17 protein-coding genes are annotated in these 21,195 nt (G+C 55.1%); 4 read left to right on the top strand and 13 right to left on the bottom strand.

Annotated features, from left to right (window positions below; translation table 11 throughout):
• Window positions 1–234: 234 nt before the first annotated feature.
• From AC007G_RS03535 to AC007G_RS03545, 3 genes are read right to left on the bottom strand one after another with little or no spacing between them, the layout of a single operon-like run.
• The gene (locus tag AC007G_RS03535; protein ID WP_004858742.1) at window positions 235–2,013 is read right to left on the bottom strand and encodes a SmdB family multidrug efflux ABC transporter permease/ATP-binding protein; all 1,779 of its coding nucleotides are present in this window, start codon (window positions 2,011–2,013) and stop codon (window positions 235–237) included.
• The gene (locus AC007G_RS03540) at window positions 2,006–3,778 is read right to left on the bottom strand and encodes a SmdA family multidrug ABC transporter permease/ATP-binding protein (RefSeq protein WP_032700685.1); all 1,773 of its coding nucleotides are present in this window, start codon (window positions 3,776–3,778) and stop codon (window positions 2,006–2,008) included. The genes AC007G_RS03535 and AC007G_RS03540 overlap by 8 nt, the downstream gene beginning before the upstream one ends.
• A 42-nt stretch (window positions 3,779–3,820) precedes the next feature.
• Window positions 3,821–4,279 (bottom strand): Lrp/AsnC family transcriptional regulator, encoded by a 459-nt coding sequence (locus AC007G_RS03545; protein WP_004858739.1) that lies wholly within the window; start codon window positions 4,277–4,279, stop codon window positions 3,821–3,823.
• A gap of 115 nt (window positions 4,280–4,394) precedes the next feature.
• Between AC007G_RS03545 and AC007G_RS03550 the strand changes: the two genes are divergently transcribed.
• Window positions 4,395–5,447, top strand: coding sequence for a PLP-dependent cysteine synthase family protein (locus AC007G_RS03550; RefSeq protein ID WP_032689228.1), 1,053 nt, complete (start codon window positions 4,395–4,397; stop codon window positions 5,445–5,447).
• A 44-nt stretch (window positions 5,448–5,491) separates the two neighbouring features.
• Here AC007G_RS03550 and cof read toward each other — a convergent pair whose 3' ends face one another.
• Window positions 5,492–6,310: an HMP-PP phosphatase gene (gene cof / locus AC007G_RS03555; RefSeq protein WP_032689229.1), complete on the bottom strand. Its 819-nt coding sequence runs from the start codon at window positions 6,308–6,310 to the stop codon at window positions 5,492–5,494.
• A 698-nt stretch (window positions 6,311–7,008) separates the two neighbouring features.
• Between cof and AC007G_RS03560 the strand changes: the two genes are divergently transcribed.
• Window positions 7,009–8,709, top strand: coding sequence for an SgrR family transcriptional regulator (locus tag AC007G_RS03560; protein ID WP_136894442.1), 1,701 nt, complete (start codon window positions 7,009–7,011; stop codon window positions 8,707–8,709).
• Between the two features lie 66 nt (window positions 8,710–8,775).
• Window positions 8,776–9,471 (top strand): 7-cyano-7-deazaguanine synthase QueC, encoded by a 696-nt coding sequence (gene queC, locus AC007G_RS03565; RefSeq protein ID WP_032689231.1) that lies wholly within the window; start codon window positions 8,776–8,778, stop codon window positions 9,469–9,471.
• 215 nt (window positions 9,472–9,686) lie between these two features.
• Here the strand turns inward: queC and AC007G_RS03570 are convergent, their stop codons facing one another.
• The 9 genes from AC007G_RS03570 to bolA all read right to left on the bottom strand — a co-directional run bounded on the left by AC007G_RS03570 (window position 9,687) and on the right by bolA (window position 20,170).
• On the bottom strand, window positions 9,687–10,088 hold the full coding sequence (locus AC007G_RS03570) for a YbgC/FadM family acyl-CoA thioesterase (RefSeq protein ID WP_032689232.1): 402 nt from the start codon (window positions 10,086–10,088) through the stop codon (window positions 9,687–9,689).
• 110 nt (window positions 10,089–10,198) lie between these two features.
• Window positions 10,199–10,567, bottom strand: coding sequence for a helix-hairpin-helix domain-containing protein (locus tag AC007G_RS03575; protein ID WP_032689233.1), 369 nt, complete (start codon window positions 10,565–10,567; stop codon window positions 10,199–10,201).
• 148 nt (window positions 10,568–10,715) lie between these two features.
• Complete coding sequence (gene ppiD, locus AC007G_RS03580) at window positions 10,716–12,590, bottom strand: peptidylprolyl isomerase (RefSeq protein ID WP_032696538.1); 1,875 nt, start codon at window positions 12,588–12,590, stop codon at window positions 10,716–10,718.
• Between the two features lie 213 nt (window positions 12,591–12,803).
• Window positions 12,804–13,076, bottom strand: coding sequence for a nucleoid-associated protein HU-beta (gene hupB / locus AC007G_RS03585; RefSeq protein WP_002444653.1), 273 nt, complete (start codon window positions 13,074–13,076; stop codon window positions 12,804–12,806).
• 207 nt (window positions 13,077–13,283) lie between these two features.
• Window positions 13,284–15,638, bottom strand: a complete 2,355-nt coding sequence (gene lon, locus AC007G_RS03590) for an endopeptidase La (protein WP_004858717.1) — start codon at window positions 15,636–15,638, stop codon at window positions 13,284–13,286.
• Window positions 15,639–15,821: 183 nt separating this feature from the next.
• Window positions 15,822–17,096 (bottom strand): ATP-dependent protease ATP-binding subunit ClpX, encoded by a 1,275-nt coding sequence (clpX, locus tag AC007G_RS03595; RefSeq protein ID WP_004858716.1) that lies wholly within the window; start codon window positions 17,094–17,096, stop codon window positions 15,822–15,824.
• A gap of 132 nt (window positions 17,097–17,228) precedes the next feature.
• Window positions 17,229–17,852: an ATP-dependent Clp endopeptidase proteolytic subunit ClpP gene (gene clpP / locus AC007G_RS03600; protein WP_004858713.1), complete on the bottom strand. Its 624-nt coding sequence runs from the start codon at window positions 17,850–17,852 to the stop codon at window positions 17,229–17,231.
• A 359-nt stretch (window positions 17,853–18,211) separates the two neighbouring features.
• Window positions 18,212–19,510 (bottom strand): trigger factor, encoded by a 1,299-nt coding sequence (gene tig, locus AC007G_RS03605; RefSeq protein WP_479466543.1) that lies wholly within the window; start codon window positions 19,508–19,510, stop codon window positions 18,212–18,214.
• 342 nt (window positions 19,511–19,852) lie between these two features.
• On the bottom strand, window positions 19,853–20,170 hold the full coding sequence (gene bolA / locus AC007G_RS03610; RefSeq protein WP_015585028.1) for a transcriptional regulator BolA: 318 nt from the start codon (window positions 20,168–20,170) through the stop codon (window positions 19,853–19,855).
• 427 nt (window positions 20,171–20,597) lie between these two features.
• On the opposite strand from bolA, the gene AC007G_RS03615 reads away from it, so the two are divergent.
• Entirely contained in the window at window positions 20,598–21,176 is a 579-nt protein-coding gene (locus AC007G_RS03615) for a lipoprotein (RefSeq protein ID WP_004858708.1), read from the top strand.
• The last annotated feature ends 19 nt before the right edge of the window (window positions 21,177–21,195 follow it).

Here is a 21,195-nt window from a genome sequence, read left to right on the forward strand (position 1 = left end):
TCCGCTCTGAATTCGTAATGGCAGCAGCTAACACACAGGGAATAAAGCAAGGGCTATGCCAGAAATGAAAAAGGGCCGCATAGCGGCCCTTTTAACGAAGAAAACAGAAGAACGGTGGCAGAAGATAGCGGAAAAGCGCCGACCACCGCCCAAAACGCACCATTTCAGTGCATAAGGCGTTGCATTTTTGCACCATGCTAAACCGCGCCAGCACGACTGCTTGCTTATAGTGCATCAGGCAATAAGCGACTCTTCCTGCGCGCTGGCAGCCAGCTCTTCACCAGCCAGCTGCAGCTGATACATTTGCCAGTAGCGCCCTTTTGCTGCCAGCAACTGCTGATGATTGCCACGCTCGACGGCCTGACCACGGTGGAGCACCAGGATGGTGTCGGCCTCAACAATCGTCGACAGACGATGCGCAATCACCACCAGCGTGGTGTGCTGACGAACTTTGGCCAGCGCTTGCTGAATCGCCTGTTCGGTGCCGGAATCGATATTCGCCGTCGCTTCATCGAGAATCAAAATCTGCGGGGTATCCACCAGCACCCGCGCCAGCGCCAGCAGCTGCTTCTGTCCCACCGAGAGATTATTCCCCTGCTCGCCCAGCTGCGTATAAATCCCCTCGCTCATCCCGCGCGCCAGTTCTGCCAACTGCACCGACTCCAGCGCCTCCCAGACCTGCGCCTCGCTGATATCGCGACCGAGCGTGACGTTGGCATAAAAGGTATCCGCCAGCACCACCGGATCCTGCTGCACCATGGCGACGCCCTGGCGCAAGGCGCTGTGGCTCAGTGAAGCGAGCGGACGACCGTCGATACGAATTTCCCCTTTGCTCAGCGGGTAGTAGCCCATCATCAGGCTGGCCAGGGTGCTTTTACCGCTGCCGGTATGACCGACCAGCGCCACAAAACCACGGGACGGAATATCCAGGTTAATGTCCTGCAGCACCAGACGATCGCCGCGATAAGCAAAAGAGAGATTCTCAATCGACACCGTGCCGCTGCGCAGCGGCGCACTGTCCTGCCCCCACGCCTGGCGTGGGCGATCCATCAATTCGAAAACGCGCTCGCCGGCGACGACCGCCTGCTGAAGCATCGACTGCTGGGTCGTCAGCTCGATCAGCGGCTCATTCAGGCGCCCCAGGTAGCTGATAAAGGCGTACAGCACCCCGACTTCAATTGTGCCCGCCGAGCTAAATCCGAACAGCATCAGCAGCCCGCAGAGCACCAGGGTTGAGAACAGACTCAGCAGCGGGCGCAACAGGAAACCATCGAGGCGCAGCGTTTGCATCCGCGCCAGATAGTGCGCATAGCTGGCTTCACGCATCCGCTCGCCGAAACGCGCCTGCTGGCGGAACTGCTGGATAACGCCCATGCCGTTGATGACTTCATTAAAGCCGTCGTTGATATCCGCCAGCCAGGCCCGCACCCGACGTACGATCGGCGTGCTGTAGCGCTGATAAATCATCATCACGATCAACACCGCCGGGAAAATCGTCAGCGCCACCAGCGCCATGCGCCAGTCAAGGCTGAACATCGCCACCAGCATAGCGCCAATCAGCGCCGCGCTACGCAGTACCGTCGCCACCACCGTGACGTACAGATCGCGGATCACTTCCGTATCGTTGGTGACGCGAGAGATGAGCTGTCCGACCGGCTGGGTATCAAATTCGCTCAGCGGCTGGCGCAGCGCGGCATCCATCACATCACTGCGCAGCTGCTGCACCACGCCAACGGCGGCGCGATTAAACAGCAGCGACTGGTTATAGTGCAGAGTCGCTGCGAGGATCTGCAGGCCGAGATAGGCCGCGGCAAGACCGCAGACCAGCTTCAGCGGCACGGAGTTCTTCGCCACCATATTATCGATAAAGTAGCTGATCAGCAGTGGACCACTGACCTCGGCGGCCGCGGCAATCCACATCATCACCACCGCAATAATCAGCGGTTTACGCCACGGGGAACCGTAGGCCAGCAGCCGTTTTAAAGTCGGCCAGAGCTCGGAAAAACTACGCATCAGCGGCCTCCTCTTGATCCTGCGGCGCATCGTCCAGCGCCGCTTCCAGCTGTTGATAGCGATACATATCGCGATACCAGCCGGGCTGCGCCACCAGTCCATCGTGACGACCGCGCTGGACAATATGACCATGCTGCATCACCAGAATCTCGCTGGCCTCAGTCAGTGCCGACAGGCGATGGGCGCTGATAATAACCGTTCGCCCCTCTCCCCACTGCCGCAGATTATGCAATATCTGATGCTCGGTCCGGCCATCCACCGCCGACAGCGCATCGTCAAGAATCAGAATCTCCGCTTCCAGCAACAGCGCGCGGGCGATGGAAATGCGCTGTTTTTGCCCGCCGGACAGCATCACGCCGCGTTCGCCGACTTCCGTTTCATATCCCTGCGGCAGGCGCAGAATATCGTCGTGTACGCTGGCCAGCCGCGCAACATGCTCAATTTGCTCCGGCGTCGCATCGGGCCTGCCGAGCGCGATGTTGTTGGCGACGGTGTCGGAAAACAGGAACGGCGTCTGGTTCACGACCGCCAGCCGGGCGCGCCAGCTATCGAGCTGCAGCCGCGTCAGCGGAATATCATGGAAGCGAATATCCCCTTGCGTGACGTCAAAGTGGCGCTGAATCAGCGCCAGAATCGTACTTTTCCCTGCGCCGGTTGGCCCGCAAATGCCCAGCATTTGCCCAGGCTGGAGCACGAAGTTGACCTTCTCCAGCGAGGCCTTATTCGCCTGCGGATAGATAAATTCGCGTACGGCGACGCTAAGCGCACCGCGCCCTTCCGGGGCCAGCTCATGACCATCGTTGACGGTCGGCGCCTCTTCAAGCATCGTGCGGATCCGACTGTAGGCCGCGCTGCCGCGTTCTACGATGTTAAACATCCATGCCAGCGCCAGCATCGGCCAAATCATCAAACCGAGATACATCACAAAGCTGGTCAGTTGGCCAAGGGTCATACTGCCCTGCAGCACCATCCAGCTCCCTCCGCCAATCGCCAGCAGGTTAGCCGTGCCAATCGCAATATAGATAGTCGGATCAAAGCGCGCATCAATGCGCGCCACACGCATGTTTTTCCTGCCGGTATCCGCCGCATCGGCAGCAAACTGCGCCGATTGCCGGTCCTCCAGGCCAAAGGCCTTAATCATGCGAATGCTGGTCAGGCTCTCCTGAGTACGATCGTTCAGGCTGGAGAATGCCGCCTGCGCGACGCGGAAGCGTTCATGGAGCGCATCACCGTTACGCTTGATAACCAGGGCCATCACCGGCATCGGCAACAGCGCCAGCAGAGTGAGCTGCCAGCTGATTTGCGTTGACATCACGATCAACACCGCACAGCCCATTACCATAGAGTCCACCAGCGTCAGCACCCCTTCCCCCGCGGCAAAGACCACCCGATCAACATCGTTGGTGGCGCGCGCGATCAGGTCGCCGGTGCGGTGGCGCAGGTAAAAGGCCGGATGCTGACGGCTGAGCTGACGATAAAAGTCCTCCCGTAGCTCCACCGCCAGCTGATAAGAGGCGCCAAAAAGCAGCACGCGCCAGACGTAGCGCAGCAGATAGACCATCACCGCGATCAGGACTAACGCGCCGATCCACATCCACACCTTCTCCGCGGTGTAATGTTGTCTGGTGACGCCGTCAACCACGATTCCCACCACCTTTGGCGGAATCAGCTGTAAAACGGCGATAATGGCCAGCAGGGCAATCGCACCGAGATAACGGCGCCACTCCCGACGGAAGTACCAGCTAAGTTGAGCAAATAATCGCAAGCAGTTAAATCCTGAGTGTATAAATCGTCGCGGCAAACGCCGTTAATCAATAGGTAAGGCAGTGGTGTATTTTATCTGTTCCATCGCGAAACTCGAAGTGACATCAGACAGCCCGGGTACGCTGTTCACCAACCGTTTATAAAAATCATCGTAGCGTTTCATATCCGCCACCTGCACTCGCAGCAGGTAATCATACTCTCCCGCCATACGCCAGAAGCCGAGGACTTCCGCCATCTGCGTGACTTCGCTGACGAAACGGCAGTACCAGTCGCTACTGTGATGCTGGGTCTTAATCAGCACAAATGCCGTCAGACCAAGCCCAAGCTTTTCGGCATCCAGCAGCGCCACGCGCCCGAGCAGGATCCCCTCATCTTCCAGCCGCTTCAGCCGTTTCCAGCAGGGCGTGGTGGTCAGATTAACGGCATCAGCCAGCGCCTGCAAAGAGAGGGTGCAGTCAGTTTGCAGCAAAGAAAGCAGCTTACGGTCAATTTTATCTAACACAGGGCACCTCTGGAGAAAAATTTTCTCCCTTCATTGTAATTGAAAGGCTAAATAGCAACAATTTTTCCTCACACTTCCGCTAAGCTGGGCACAAAATGACAAACAGGAAATGACGATGAATAGCGCCTGGGTAAAACACGCAATCAGTGAAATCAACGCCGATTATCAGCGTTCCGCCGACACGCACCTTATTCGCCTGGCGCTGCCCGGGTTCCCGGGTATTCAGATCTACCTGAAGGATGAGAGTACCCATCCTACCGGCAGCCTGAAACACCGCCTGGCGCGCTCGCTGTTCCTTTACGGCCTGTGTAACGGCTGGATTAAAGAAGGGACGACGATTATCGAAGCCTCTTCCGGCTCGACGGCGGTTTCTGAAGCCTACTTTGCGCGTCTGCTCGGTCTGCCGTTTATCGCCGTCATGCCTTCCTGTACGGCAAAACGTAAAATTGAGCAGATTGAGTTTTATGGCGGTCGCTGTCACTTCGTCGAGAGCGCGTGCGAAATCTATGCCGCCTCCGAGAGACTGGCTCGCGAACTGAACGGCCATTATATGGATCAGTTTACCTTCGCTGAACGAGCAACGGACTGGCGCGGCAATAACAATATTGCCGACAGCATCTTCCGGCAGATGACCCATGAACCGCATCCGCAGCCCTCATACATCGTGATGAGTGCAGGGACCGGCGGGACATCGGCCACGATTGGCCGCTATATCCGCTGTCAGGGCTATGATACTCAGCTGCTGGTCGTCGATCCGCAAAACTCGGTGTTCCTCGACTACTGGCAGAGCCGCGATGCCGGCCTGCGCAGCCCGGTAGGAAGCAAAATAGAAGGTATCGGTCGTCCGCGCGTCGAGCCATCATTTATTCCTGACGTCGTCGATGAGATGCTGCGGGTGCCGGACGCGGCCAGCGTCGCCACCGCCCTGTGGCTGGAAACGCTGCTTGGTCGCAAAGTCGGCGCCTCCACCGGCACCAATATGTGGGGCGTGCTTGAGCTTGCCGTGCGTATGCGCGCTGAGGGGCGTACCGGTTCTATCGTCACACTGCTGTGCGATAGCGGCGAACGCTATCTGGAAAGCTATTACAACCCGCAGTGGGTCGCGAGTCAGATCGGCGATATCACTCCGTGGCAGGCAAAAATCGCGGCGATGGTGAATACACAATAAAAAAAGCCAGACACCGTGGTGCCTGGCTTGCTGGAAGGGTCTGTTTATTCGGGGGAATAAGGAAGATCGGGATTATCCAGCCAATGAGTTAAAAAATGGGAGACCGCTTCATGGCGGCAGTCTCCAATAACCGGCAAATGCGGCAGTTCCGCTTTGAGCTGCGGCATAGCGTTACCCATAATGACCCCGCGCCCGACGCTACCGAGCATTTCGCGGTCGTTCATGGCGTCGCCAAACGCCATACAATCCTGCATCGACAGGCCCAGATGCTGGCTAAGTACCGCCAGCGCAGCGCCTTTATTACAACCATTCGGCAGCACTTCCAGGCAGTCGAACGCTGAAAAACAAATATGCGCGCGATCCCCGAGTGCTTCAGCCAGCTGAACGTTGAGCCGCTGGAGATCGTCGTGATCGCCGCAGAAGCAGACTTTGGTGACGTTATCCGTCGGCATCCGCCGGGGATCGGAAATCTGATAGCGAAAGCCGCTGAAAATATGCGCTTTCAGCAATTCGGGCATCTCCTGCCCGGTAAACCAGCCACCGTCATTAAAGACGTGCATGCTGGCCGCCGTGTCCCAGCGACGGTGGAGCACCGCTTCGGCGACGCCAGGATCGAGATCGCTGCGATGCAGCTCTTCTCCATCCAGCGCATGAATCCGCGTACCGTTGCCGGTAATTAAGTAGGCATCCAGCGAGAACTCACCGATGACGTGGCGCATTTCCAGCGCATGGCGTCCCGTGGCAAAGGTCAGGGTGATGTCACGATCGCGCAGGCGCTTCAGCGCTGAGAGCGTTGACGTTCCCAGACGATGGTCCGGCAGCAGCAGCGTACCGTCCATATCAAAAGCAGCGAGTCTTGCCATGTGAGCTCCCAAAAGCACGGTGAGTTTTACTTGAGTTCCAGTATTGCCTGAGATATACGGAAGTAATAGTGAATAGATAAATTTTATTGTTCCGGGTTTATAAACCGCACTCGCGCAGGCCCCGAAGGGCCGCTCGGGTAACTGGGGTGAGCAAGCGCATGCGGCACAGAGGCAGCCTTGTCAGGTGGGGTGAATATACACAACATCATTCGGCCCGCATCAAGGCGGCAAGTGCGCGAATCCCCGGGCGCTTACTCCAGTAAGTAGCCGGGGTGAGCAAGCGCAAGCGGCACAGAGGCAGCCTTGTCAGGTGGGGTGAATATACACAACATCATTCAGCCTGCATCAAGGCGACAAGTGCGCAAATCCCCGGGAGCTTACTCCAGTAAGTGACCGGGGTGAGCAAGCGCAAGCGGCACAGAGGCAGCCTTGTCAGGTGGGGTGAATATACACAACATCATTCGGCCTGCATCAAGGCGGCAAGTGCGCGAATCCCCGGGAGCTTACTCCAGTAAGTGACCGGGGTGAGCAAGCGCAAGCGGCACAGGGGCAGCCTTGTCAGGTGGGGTGAATATACACAACATCATTCAGCCTGCATCAAGGCGGCAAGTGCGCGAATCCCCGGGAGCTTACTCCAGTAAGTGACCGGGGTGAGCAAGCGTAGCCAACGCAGAGGCAGGTTGAAGGATGAAGTGTATATGAGATTACTGAACAGGCTGAACCAGTACCAGCGCCTGTGGCTCCCCTCCTCCGGCGCGCCACAGCAGGTGACCGTGAGCGAGCTGGCAGAACGCTGTTTTTGCAGCGAGCGCCATATTCGAACGCTGCTTCGTCAGGCTCAGGAGGCCGGCTGGTTGAGCTGGCAGGCGACTCCCGGGCGCGGAAAACGCGGCACGCTGGTTTTTCACACCGCGCCGGAAGCCTTACGTAATGAGATGATGGAGCTGGCACTGAGTCAAGGCCAGCAGAAAAACGCACTTGAGCTGGCTCAGCTGGCGACGGAAGAGCTGAAGGCGCTGCTTTCGCCTTTTCTTGGCGGTCAGTGGCAAAACAATACGCCGACTTTGCGCATTCCCTACTATCGCCCGCTTGAGGCGCTGCAGCCGGGTTTTTTACCCGGCCGCGCCGAACAACATCTTGCCGGGCAAATTTTTTCCGGTCTGACGCGCTTCGGGGCGCAAAGCAGCGCTCCGGTCGGTGATTTAGCCCATCACTGGCAGGTATCGCCAGACGGCCTGCGCTGGCAGTTTTATATCCGCTCAACGCTGTTCTGGCATAATGGCGATCCGATAGAAACGCCACAGCTTCGGCGGCGGCTGCTGATGTTGCTGGAGCTGCCCGCCCTGCGCACCCTGTTTGCCAACATTAACCGGATCGATGTCACCCATGCGCAGTGTCTGACGATTACGCTGCATCGCCCGGATTACTGGCTACCGTTCCGCCTCGCCAGCGACGGCAGCGTACTGGCGCATCCTGATGAACCAACGGTCGGTAGCGGGCCGTTCCGTCTGAAACTATTCAGTCCGGAGCTGGTGCGGCTGGAGAATCATCCGCGCTATCATCTGAACCATCCGCTGATCCAGGCGGTGGAGTACTGGATAACCCCCCAGCTGTTTGAGCATAATCTGGGCACCAGCTGCCGCCACCCGGTGCAGATTACCATTGGCGATCCGGATAAGCTGGCAAATCTACGTCAGGTCAGCAATAGCATCAGCCTCGGGTTTTGCTATCTGGCGCTGCGGCAAAGCCCTCGCCTCAGCAAAGCTCAGGCGCAGCGTCTGGTATCGCTTATTCACCGCTCTTCACTGCTGAAGACACTTCCGCTTGACGAAGATTTGATTACCCCCAGCAACGAGGTGTTGCCCGGCTGGACCATTCCCCTGGGGCCAGAGAATCAGGATGTTCCTCTGCCTGAACAGCTTACGCTGCTGTATCACCTGCCGGTCGAACTGCACACGATGGCAGAACAGCTTCGCCTACGGCTTGCCGCTCTCGGCTGTGAACTGAAACTCATTTTTCACGACGCCAAAAACTGGCACGGTTGCCAGGAGCTGGCGCAGGCGGATTTGGTCATGGGCGATCGGCTGATCGGCGAAGCCCCGGAATACACACTGGAACAGTGGCTGCGCTGCGATACGATGTGGCCTCATTTATTGACCGGGGCACAGTATGCTCATCTGCAGGCCACCCTCGATGCCGTCCAGGCGCAGCCTGAAGAACGCAGCCGCAACGAAGCGTTGCGCAATGTCTTCAATATCCTGATGGACGATGCCATCATGACGCCGCTATTTAATTACAATTATCGCATCAGCGCCCCACCGGGCGTAAACGGCCTGCAGCTTAACGCCCGAGGCTGGTTTGATTTCGCCAGCGCCTGGCTACCGGCATCGCCGCCGTGATGAAGCTGGTCGCCGCGCCCGTCAGGCGCTACCATATCGCTTTCACTTTGATTGTCAGGAATTGCCATGAAACGCGCCGTAGTTGTCTTCAGCGGAGGACAAGATTCAACGACCTGCCTGGTGCAGGCTCTGCAACAGTACGATGAAGTGCACTGCGTCACTTTTGATTATGGCCAACGCCACCGCGCGGAAATTGACGTCGCTCGCTCTCTGGCGTTAAAGCTGGGCGCCGTTGCCCATAAGGTGCTCGACGTGACGTTGCTTAACGAGCTTGCCGTCAGCAGCCTGACCCGCGATAACATCCCGGTGCCGGACTATGAGCCGGAAGCCAGCGGTATCCCGAATACCTTCGTTCCCGGGCGTAATATCCTGTTTTTAACCCTGACGGCGATTTACGCCTACCAGGTTAAGGCGGAAGCGATCATTACCGGCGTGTGCGAAACCGATTTTTCCGGCTACCCGGACTGCCGTGACGAGTTCGTGAAAGCACTGCACCATGCCGTCAGCCTCGGAATGGCAAAAGATATTCGCTTCGAGACGCCGCTGATGTGGCTTAACAAAGCCGAGACATGGGCTTTAGCCGATTACTGGGGCCAGTTAGCACTGGTGCGCCATGAAACCCTGACCTGCTATAACGGCATTAAAGGCGACGGCTGCGGACAGTGTGCGGCCTGTAACCTACGCGCCAACGGGCTAAGCCAGTACGAGGCCGATCGGCCGGGTATTATGGCAGTGATGAAACACAAAACCGGACTACAGTAACCGGTGGCTTCCCGGTAGCGGCTGAGGCCTTACCGGGCCTGCAAGATCTGCGCATCGCATCAAGCCCGTAGCCGGTCAGCGCAATGCCAGTAACTAGTCCGCAACGAACCGTAGGCCGGGTAAGGCCTCAGCCGACACCCGGCATTTTCTCTATGACCGTTAGCTGAGACAGATGCGCGGCAGCGCATCCGGGACATACTCCTCCGACTGGCCCGTCAGCAAGGCTCCAGCTGAACCAGTTTCTCGCGCAGTTCACCCTCCAGCGGCAGCGCCTTCTGCGTTTTCAGATCGATGCAGACAAAGGTGATTAGCGCATCGGCTACCACCTCGCCGTTAGGGTTAAGGGTTACCACCTGGCTTAACGTTCCGCTTTTTCCGTTCAGCTGTTCCAGTTTGCTGGTGACGGTAAGCACATCGCCTAGTACCGCCGGGCGTCGATAGTTGATATTGATATTTACCACCACAAAAGCGATGTTGCGTGCGGTCATCCAGTGAAAAGCCGGGCTGCTTTCCAGGCCGTCCCAACGCGCCTCTTCGAGAAACTCCAGATAACGCGCATTATTGACGTGCTGATAGACGTCGAGATGATAGCCGCGAACTTTGATTTGTGTCTGCATAGCGCACATGCCTTATCTTGCATTGTTGTATTGAGGTCAGAGGTCACACCACTTAAGTGACCTCTTCATTCTGGCAAATAATAACGACTGTGCAAACTTGTACTGAAAATTTACAGCTTCAGATGTGACAGGTTTCTCTCCACCAGCGAGTGACCCATCCCCGGGACCTGCTTAAGATCGTCAACGGTTTTAAATGGCCCGTACTCTTCGCGATAGCTTACGATAGCCTGCGCTTTCTTCAGACCGACGCCATTCAGAGCCTTTGACAGCTCTTCTGCGCTGGCGCTATTGATACTTACCCTGATGCCATCATTCTCAGTCGTATTTAACGCATCAGGCGCTTTCGCCTGCGGCGTCTGTACGCTCTCTTTTGCCGTCGCCGACGTCTTCCCGCTGGAAGGGGCGGCAAGTACACCCTGATGTCCTGCCGCACAAACCAGTACGGCGGCGGCAATAAGCGTTTTCAATCCACGTTTCATGCTGTTATCTCCTTGTTTGTAGACAGCAAGGTCACAATAGCGAGGGTGGAAAAGGAGTACAAAAGACAAACCGCAGAAATGGAAAAGGCCGCGAAAGCGGCCTTTGAGGATTACATCAGGTTACTGATTTTTGCGAAGCGTCACGAAATTATTGCTGCTGGTCGATAGCATCGCCGAGTTTAATTTTCGCGGACTTACGCAGGTTGCTCATCAGCGCTTCGAAAGCAATCTGAGCATTGTTCTGCGTGATGCCTTGAACCATGGCTTTTTTCTGCGCTTCCGGCATGTCGCCGGCTTTCACTTCATCCAGCGCCAGCAGCACCACGTTGCCTTTGATATCGCTCCCCATACCGTAGACAGGTTTACCCTGCTGCGGCAGCGGCAGAGCAAACGCCGCCTGGCTCAAGGGATCCTGACCGGTACGTGCCAGCGTCTGCGCCGGGCCGAAGCTTAAACCCGCGGCTTTCATCGCCTCGTCACCTTTGCCATCTTTGAGCGCGGCCAGCAGCTTGTCTGCATCCAGCTTCGCCTGCTGTTCAGCTTTGGTATGTTTTACGATATCGATAACCTGTGCTTTCACGTCCGCCAGTGGCTTCACGGCTTCCGCTTTGTGCTCGCTGATACGCAGAACAAATGCGCGATCGCCATCGACGGTGATGATATCGGAGTTGCTGCCCGGCGTACCGTTCTCGCCCACCAGACCGCCGTTGAAGATAGCATCGGAGACCGGTTTAAAGTTCAGCTCTTCTGGCAGATTGTCACGCCCAAACCAGCCGGTTTCGCTGACTTTCACATCCGCAGCCTGTGCGGCGCTGGCCAGCGATTCGTTATCATTGCTGGCTGCATCGCTCACTTTCTGCTGCAGCGCGTAGTAAGCATCCAGCGCTTTTTCCTGCTTCACTTTCGCCGCGATATCATCGCGAACTTCGGCCAGCGGTTTAACCTTCGCCGGCTGAACATCATCAAGACGGACAACCAGGAAACCAACGGAAGATTTGATCACGCCAGAAAGCTGGCCTTTTTCTTTCAGACCGGCATTTTTCAGCTCTGGTACCGTTGCGGCATCGTCCATCCAGCCCATATCGCCACCGTTGCGGGCGGAGATAATGTCGGTAGATTTTTCTTTCGCCAGGGTGGCGAAATCGGTCCCTTTCTTCAGCTCATCCAGAACGGTCTGGGCATCGGCTTCGGTCTTGGTCTGAATCACGCTGTAGCGGTTACGCTGCGGCTGCGTGAACTGATCCTGATGCTGATCATACCAGGACTGGATTTCTTCGTCAGAAGCGTTCTCCTGCATGCCTGCTGCATCCATTTTGATGTAGCTCACGCGGAACTGCTCCGGCGCCATGAAACGAGCCTGGTTTTGCTGGTAGTAAGCGTTGACTTCCTCATCGGTCACCGCCTGCTTCGCCGCCAGTGCGTTGACATCGATGGTGGCTTCACGCACTACGCGTTGCTGGGATACCAGCGCAGCCAGCTGATCGGATTCACCGGACAGCATAAAGTCGGTACCGGCAATCGCATTAATCAGCTGCTGAGTCGTCAGCTGGTTGCGCAGCGCCTGCGCGTACTGATCGGTGGTCATGCCCATTTGATTCACGATACCGCTAAAACGTTCGTTATCAAATTTGCCGTCAGTCTGGAAAGCCTGAGTCTGGAAGATAGCCTGTTTGACTTGAGCATCGCTGACGCTCAGTCCAAGTTCGCGGGCGTACTGGTCAAGCAGCGACTCGTCAATCAGACGGTTCAGCACCTGCTGACGCATGGTTTTCATGTAGTTTTCGTTGGCCGCCAGTTCAGAGAACTGATCGCCAAGCTGCTGCTGCATACGGTTACGTTCGCTGGCAACGGCATTTTCAAACTGTGAGCGACCAATTTCCTGGTCGTTAACTTTCGCGGCATAATTGTTACTGCCGCCAATCAGGTAACCACTCACCCCGGTCAAAATGAACGAGATAATGATGATACCGAAAATAATCTTGAGCACGACGCTATTGGCGGCCGTGCGTAGGTTGTCCATCATGGTGTAACAACGCTCCGCTGTAGATGACTTTAGCTCGCGCAGCATAGCACGTGATGGCTGCCGCGCGTGAGGACCTATTTTGACAAGAAAATGGGGTGATTGTCAGCCCACAAGTGCGTACAAACACACATAAAGTCGGGTTCCGGGCAAATAAAAAAGGCACATCTCGCGATGCGCCCTTGTACTTCGTCACATTCCCTGATGGGAAGCCGATCAGTTTACCGCGTCTTTCAGCGCTTTACCGGCACGGAAACCCGGTACTTTGGCAGCAGCGATGGTAATTTCTTTACCTGTTTGCGGGTTGCGACCAGTACGGGCAGCGCGCTCTTTCACAGCAAAGGTACCAAACCCGACCAGCGCAACGTCATCTCCAGCCTGCAGAGATTCAGTAACAGAAGCAATTAAAGCATCTAACGCACGTCCGGCTGCAGCTTTAGAAATGTCCGCACCCGCAGCAATTTTGTCAATCAGTTGAGATTTATTCACTGTTCTCTTCCTCTCTTTATAATTTATATCGCACCAGAATCCTTCGTGGTGCGACCGCGCAGCAGTTATATCAGGACTGTCATGCCCTTACAACAGAGTTGTAGATGACCCCCTGCCAGCGATCTAAGTTAGCTACACAAAAAAAGGCTGGCAAGTACGAATTTACTTCCCAGCCCCACTTTTCTTAGCGCTATTTGCGCGAAATCACTATTTTGCCGTGACGACCTGCATGCCGAATGGTTCGTTCTGCAACGCAAGTGTCAGAACTTCTTCGATTCGTTTCACCGGATGGATATCTAAATCGGCAATAACGTTATCTGGAATTTCTTCAAGGTCACGTTTATTTTCATCAGGAATCAGAACAGTCTTAATGCCGCCGCGATGTGCCGCCAGCAGTTTTTCCTTCAGACCGCCGATTGGCAGCACCTGACCACGCAGGGTAATTTCCCCCGTCATCGCGACGTCAGCGCGTACCGGATTCCCCGTCAGACAGGAGACCAGCGCGGTACACATCGCGATACCGGCGCTCGGACCGTCTTTCGGCGTCGCCCCTTCCGGAACGTGAACGTGAATATCACGTTTTTCGTAGAAATCCGAATTAATCCCCAGCTTATCCGCACGCGAACGTACCACGGTCAGCGCAGCCTGAATAGACTCCTGCATCACTTCGCCCAGCGAACCAGTATAGGTCAGCTTGCCTTTGCCCGGCACACAGGCGGTTTCGATGGTCAGCAGATCGCCGCCCACTTCCGTCCATGCCAGACCGGTGACCTGGCCGACGCGGTTTTCGCTATCCGCACGACCGTAGTCATAGCGCTGCACGCCAAGGAAATCATGCAGGTTATCGCCATTAATCGTGATGTGCTTCAGTGATTTATCCAGCAGCAGCTGTTTAACCGCCTTACGGCACAGCTTGGAAATTTCACGCTCCAGCCCACGCACGCCCGCTTCACGGGTGTAATAGCGAATAATCCCGACGATCGCGCTGTCCTCTACGGTCAGCTCGCCTTTCTTCAGCGCATTACGCTCAATCTGCTTAGACAGCAGGTGACGTTTGGCGATGTTCAGTTTTTCGTCTTCGGTATAACCGGAAAGACGAATCACTTCCATACGATCCAGCAGCGGCGCCGGAATGTTCATGGAGTTAGAGGTCGCCACAAACATGACATCGCTCAGATCGTAGTCCACTTCCAGATAGTGGTCGTTAAACGCCACGTTCTGTTCAGGATCCAGCACTTCCAGCAGCGCTGAAGCCGGATCGCCGCGCATGTCGGAGGACATTTTGTCGATCTCATCAAGCAGGAACAGCGGGTTTTTGACGCCCACTTTCGCCATTTTCTGGATCAGTTTGCCCGGCATTGAGCCAATATAGGTACGGCGGTGACCGCGGATTTCCGCTTCATCACGCACGCCGCCCAGCGCCATACGCACGTACTTACGTCCGGTCGCTTTAGCGATGGACTGACCCAGCGAGGTTTTACCCACCCCCGGCGGTCCAACCAGGCACAGAATCGGCCCTTTCAGCTTGTTGACACGGCTCTGCACTGCGAGATACTCAAGGATACGATCCTTCACGCGCTCCAGGCCGTAATGGTCGGTATCGAGGATCTCCTGAGCCTGACGCAGATCTTTTTTGACCTTGCTGCGCGCGCTCCACGGCACCTGCACCATCCAGTCGATGTAGCCGCGTACGACGGTCGCTTCTGCCGACATCGGCGACATCATCTTCAGCTTTTGCAGTTCCGCTTCTGTTTTTTCTTTCGCCTCTTTCGGCATTTTTGCCGCGTCGATCTTGCGCTTCAGCGCTTCGTTCTCGTCCGGCGCGTCATCCATCTCGCCAAGCTCTTTCTGGATGGCTTTCATCTGCTCATTCAGATAGTACTCACGCTGAGACTTTTCCATCTGCTTTTTCACGCGGTTGCGAATACGCTTCTCAACCTGCAGCAGATCGATTTCCGATTCCATCATCGCCATCAGATATTCCAGACGTTCGTTAATGTCGGACATCTCGAGGACGGACTGCTTATCTGCCAGCTTCAGCGGCATGTGCGCAGCAATGGTATCAGCCAGACGCGCAGGATCGTCGATGCTGTTGAGCGACGTCAGCACTTCCGGTGGGATTTTCTTGTTCAGCTTGATGTAGCCTTCAAACTGACCGATCGCGGTGCGCACCAGCACTTCCTGCTCGCGTTCGTCGATCGCCGGCGATTCCAGGTACTCCGCTTTCGCTGAAAAATGCTCGCCGTTATCAGACAGTGCAGAAATACGCGCGCGCTGCAGGCCTTCAACCAGCACTTTGACGGTGCCATCAGGCAGCTTCAGCATCTGTAAAATTGACGCCACGGTCCCGACGGTGAAAAGATCATTTACACCCGGCTCATCCGTCGAAGCTTCTTTCTGCGCAACCAGCATGATTTTTTTATCATGGTCCATAGCCGCTTCAAGACAACGGATAGATTTTTCCCGCCCTACAAACAGGGGTATGACCATGTGCGGATAAACCACCACATCGCGCAACGGCAATACGGGGATTTCAATGCGTTCAGAACGCTCAGGATTCATAGAGCTCTCTCTTAGTTTAAAGTCCGCCAGGTAGCCAGCGGCACGACTCGTCATCGCGACGCCGTTAATATGTAATCCAGTATATGGGGATGTATTCCACACATTCAACGGCGGGAATGCAGGAAAAATAAAAGGGGAGATAAAATCCCCCCTTTTTGTTAACTGCTTGAGCAAGTTGGCTAATTATTCACCAGACGCCTGCTGCGCTTCCGGTTTGCCATAGATCAGCAACGGTTTGCTTTGGCCGTCGATAACAGAAGCATCGATGACCACCTTTTCCACGTCTTCCATTGATGGAAGATCGTACATGGTATCGAGCAGCGCGGCTTCAACAATGGAGCGCAGACCACGAGCGCCGGTTTTACGCGCCATCGCTTTTTTGGCGATCGCGTCCAGCGCTTCATCGCGGAACTCCAGTTCAGCGCCTTCCAGGTTGAACAATGCCTGATACTGTTTGGTCAGGGCATTTTTCGGCTCTTTCAGGATCTGAATCAGCGCTTCTTCGCTCAGCTCATTCAGCGTTGCGACAACCGGCAGACGACCGATGAACTCTGGAATCAGACCAAATTTGATCAGATCTTCCGGCTCAACCTGAGACAGCAGCTCGCCTTCGCTCGCTTTGTCAGATTTGGCTTTTACCGTCGCGCCGAAACCAATACCTGAACCGGTTTCAACACGATGGGAAATGACCTTATCCAGACCGGCAAACGCGCCGCCACAGATAAACAGAATCTTGGAGGTATCAACCTGCAAGAACTCCTGCTGCGGATGTTTACGCCCGCCCTGCGGTGGTACCGCGGCAACGGTCCCTTCGATAAGCTTCAGCAGCGCCTGCTGCACGCCTTCACCTGAGACATCGCGGGTAATCGACGGGTTATCCGATTTACGGGAAATTTTGTCGATTTCATCGATGTACACGATTCCGCGCTGCGCTTTTTGTACGTCGTAGTCGCATTTCTGCAACAGCTTCTGAATGATGTTTTCGACGTCTTCACCGACATAACCCGCTTCGGTCAGGGTGGTGGCGTCAGCCATGGTGAACGGCACATCCAGCAGACGCGCCAGCGTTTCCGCCAGCAGCGTTTTACCGGAACCTGTCGGCCCGATCAGCAGAATGTTACTTTTACCCAGCTCAACACCGTTGCTGGTATCACCATTGCGCAGGCGTTTGTAGTGGTTGTATACCGCAACGGCCAGCACTTTTTTCGCCGGCTCCTGACCGATAACGTAATCGTCCAGGTGGTGGCGGATTTCGTGCGGAGTCGGCAGCGCACTGCGTTCACGATGCGGCGCGACTTCTTTAATCTCTTCGCGAATGATGTCGTTACATAAATCAACGCATTCGTCGCAGATATACACGGATGGCCCGGCGATCAGCTTACGCACTTCATGCTGGCTTTTGCCGCAAAAAGAGCAATACAACAGTTTGCCCGAACCATCTTTGCGTTTATCTGTCATGAGTCCAAACCTCTTATTAAGTTCTTTGTGCCGCACACGACGACGCAAATGCCATTCTCAGGCGCAAGTCGCTGATAAGCGTTGTGCCGCCCTACTCCAGACAAGTATAGCGGCCCCCTTGCGCCAGGGGCATCAATTACGATGGGTCAAAATGGAATCGACCAGGCCGTATTCCACCGCTTCGGAGGCTGACAAGAAACGGTCACGCTCGGTGTCGTTCTCAATCTGCGCAAGGGATTGACCCGTATGGTGTGCCATCAGTTCATTCATCCGCCCTTTCACTTTCAGGATCTCGCGGGCGTGAATTTCGATATCCGTCGCCTGACCCTGATAGCCGCCCAGCGGCTGGTGGATCATCACGCGGGAATTCGGCAGGCAGAAACGCTTGCCTTTTGCCCCTGCGGTCAGCAGGAACGCGCCCATCGAAGCCGCCTGGCCCATACAAATGGTGCTCACGTCAGGCTTGATGAACTGCATGGTGTCGTAAATCGACATCCCGGCGGTGATCACCCCGCCCGGAGAGTTAATGTACAGATAAATGTCTTTTTCCGGGTTCTCTGCTTCCAGAAAAAGCATCTGCGCCACGATCAGATTCGCCATGTGGTCTTCCACCTGGCCGGTCAGAAAGATGACGCGTTCCTTGAGCAGACGGGAGTAGATATCAAAAGAACGTTCACCGCGCGAGGTCTGTTCAATGACCATCGGCACCAGGGCCATATGGGGTGCAAAGTTATCTCGTTCGCCACTGTATGACATTTCCGTCTCCTGGATTAATTTTGAATAAACCTGCCGCACTGATTGTAACCTTATGGACGGATTATCAGCCAGAGTCTTCTGTCCGTCATCGTTCAAATTACCTGAATATCGGCCTTACGCCCGCAACCTGAACCACTCCCGACAGATACGCTTCGTCATTATGCATGATTTCACGCGTGCAGTTTCGTCTCCTCGTAGTGGGGACGATGCAACCATAATTCAAGCATAACAAGCTTTTGTCGTAACGCTATCATTGATATCGCGTTTTCGCACTCATCGTGAAGCTATTGCTGCGATAAAAAAAAACCCGCCGCCTCTCGGCAACGGGTTTTACCTGAACTTTAAACCGCGGGGCGAAATTACGCCTGCTGGTTCATCAGTTCATTGAAGGTGGTGGCTTTTTCAGACACTTTTGCTTTTGCCAGAACGGCTTCAACAGCCTGCTCTTCCAGCGCGACGTTACGCATGTTGTCCATCAGTTCGTTGTTTTTGCTGTAGAACTCAACAACTTCTTTCGGATCTTCGTAAGCGGAAGCCATCTCTTCGATCAGGCCTTTAACACGCTCTTCGTCAGCTTTCAGCTCGTTGGTGCGAATGACTTCGCCCAGCAGCAGACCGACAACTACGCGGCGTTTAGCCTGCTCTTCGAACAGTTCGCGCGGCAGTTCCAGAGCCTGCTTCTCATTGCCACCGAAACGCTGAGCAGCCTGACGACGCAGAACGTCGATTTCGCTGTCGATCAGGGCAGCCGGCACGTCGATGTCGTTCGCTTTAACCAGACCTTCGATAGCCTGAGACTTCACGCGGTTACGCACGGCGCCTTTCAGCTCGCGATCCATGTTTTTACGCACTTCAGCGCGCAGACCTTCGACAGAACCATCTTCAACGCCGAAACGTTTGATGAATTCAGCAGTCAGTTCCGGCAGCTCGCGCTCTTCAACTTTCTTCAGGTTGATAACGAACTTAGCCGCTTTACCTTTCAGGTTTTCTGCGTGGTATTCTTCCGGGAAGGTCACATCGATAGTGAACTCTTCGCCCGCTTTGTGGCCTTTAATACCGTCTTCAAAGCCTGGGATCATACGACCCTGGCCCATCGCCAGTACGAAGTCAGACGCTTTGCCGCCTTCGAACTCTTCGCCGTCAACAGAACCGGTGAAGTCGATGGTTACACGGTCTTCTGCATCAACAGCGCCATCTTTGTCTTTCCAGTTAGCCTGCTGCTTACGCAGAGTGTCCAGCATGGTGTCGACGTCAGCTTCGGTCACTTCAACAACCGGTTTTTCAACTTCGATAGTTTCCAGACCCTGCAGAGCAACTGCCGGATAAACTTCGAACTCTACCGCGTAGGTGAAGTCTTCACCCAGCTTGTATTCGCCCGGAACGTAGTTCGGTGCGCCGGCTGGATTGATTTTCTCTTTGATGATCGCGTCAACGAAATGACGGCTCATCAGGTCGCCCAGCACGTCCTGGCGAACGGATGCGCCATAACGCTGAGCAACAACATTCATCGGCACTTTCCCTTTACGGAAGCCGTCAATGCGAACTTTTTTCGCCACGTTGACCAGCTCGCTTTTGACAGCATTCTCGATGCTGTCAGCGGCGATAGTAATCGTTACACGGCGCCCAAGGCCCTGAGTGGTTTCAACTGAAACTTGCATCTTGTTACCTCAAAAAAATCACAGTGCTCGGTCAACTCTGGAAGCGCGTGTACGTTGCTTCGCAGAACCGGGATGCCCTCTTCAATCAGAAACACATTCCCTGTCGCCAGAATCATCCCGAAGACATTCATATAAGACGCGGCATTATAGCGGCATCACTTTTGTGAGTCGAGAACGGTTGTCGCCCACTGCTGCGGCATTTTTCACATTTCCCGCGCAAATTTGCCTTTAAAAGCGCCCACTGCACACATTTTCAGACAAAACAAAACGGCCCGTAGGCCGTTTTTTAATAAATCTTCACGCAACATACTGGAAAAGTTCCCGCGGTTGCAAATACGATTTCTAGGCGATACTTCCCGCACCGCGACAAGGAGGAGATGCAAATACCGTGTCCTGAAGCCCTTCCCACTCTTTAATCGTATAGGTATGCAGCGCCAGCGCATGCACGGTGCTCGACAGCTCCTCAGTCAGCGTACCGTAGATCATACGGTGACGGTTCAGAAAACGCTCGCCGGTGAAACGATCGCTCACCAACACCACTTTAAAATGACTTTCAGAGCCAGCCGGGACATTGTGGCGATAACTTTCATCCACGACTTCGAGATACACGGGGTCGAACGCTGCCCTAAGTTTTGCTTCGATCTGTTCACGTATCATCATGAATTTTCTCCTCCGACAACGCTGAGATGCCGCCATTCCTTTTAAATGTTAGCCGCTTTTACCGCTTCCATTAGGGGAAAACAACAAAAAATTAGCATTGTTCTGATATTTTCATTCAAAAGTATCAAGTTTACTTACTCTCTCCCCCAGAACGTCCGCCTGGATCGCGATAAAAATGGGAGGCGGCGATAAAATGTACAACGCGATGAATTTACATGCGTTGCCACTTCCCCTCGCCGTTGGCGATGTTATGATGGCGGTAATTTTCCTCAATGACCCGAAATAAATTTGCGCGACGGAAAGGCTACAAACGGGAGAGTCCTCAGGCGCTTGCTGAAGCGAGTGACGAGGGCGAACAAGAGCCGCTAACGCAACCGTTGCCTGAAGTATGACGGGTATAACAACACCATGCGCTGAGACCCTGAACATGTTTAAGAAAATTCTTTTCCCGCTGGTCGCGATGTTTATGCTGGCAGGATGCGCGACGCCTCCGACCACCATTGATGTATCGCCGAAAATGAGCCTGCCGCAGCAGGACCCAAGTCTGATGGGCGTCACCGTCAGCATTAACGGTGCGGATCAGCGTCCGGATCAGGCGCTGGCGAAGGTCACCCGCGATAACCAACAGGTTACGCTGACCGCCTCTCGCGATCTGCGCTTCCTGCTGCAGGAAGTGCTGGAAAAACAAATGACCGCGCGCGGTTATATGATTGGGCCGAACGGCGCGGTCGATCTGCAGATCATCGTCAACAAACTGTATGCCGACGTTTCACAGGGCAACGTGCGCTACAACATCGCCACGAAAGCAGATATCGCGATTATCGCCACTGCCGCGAACGGCACCAAAATGACCAAAAACTATCGCGCAAGCTACTCTGTTGAAGGCGCCTTCCAGGCTTCTAACCAGAATATCGCCAATGCAGTGAACAGCGTCCTGACCGATACCATCGCCGATATGGCGCAGGACACCAGCATTCATGATTTCATCAAGCAAAACGCGCGTTGATCGTTCGCAAACCCGGCCT

This window comes from Klebsiella sp. CSG-1 (assembly GCF_056521145.1).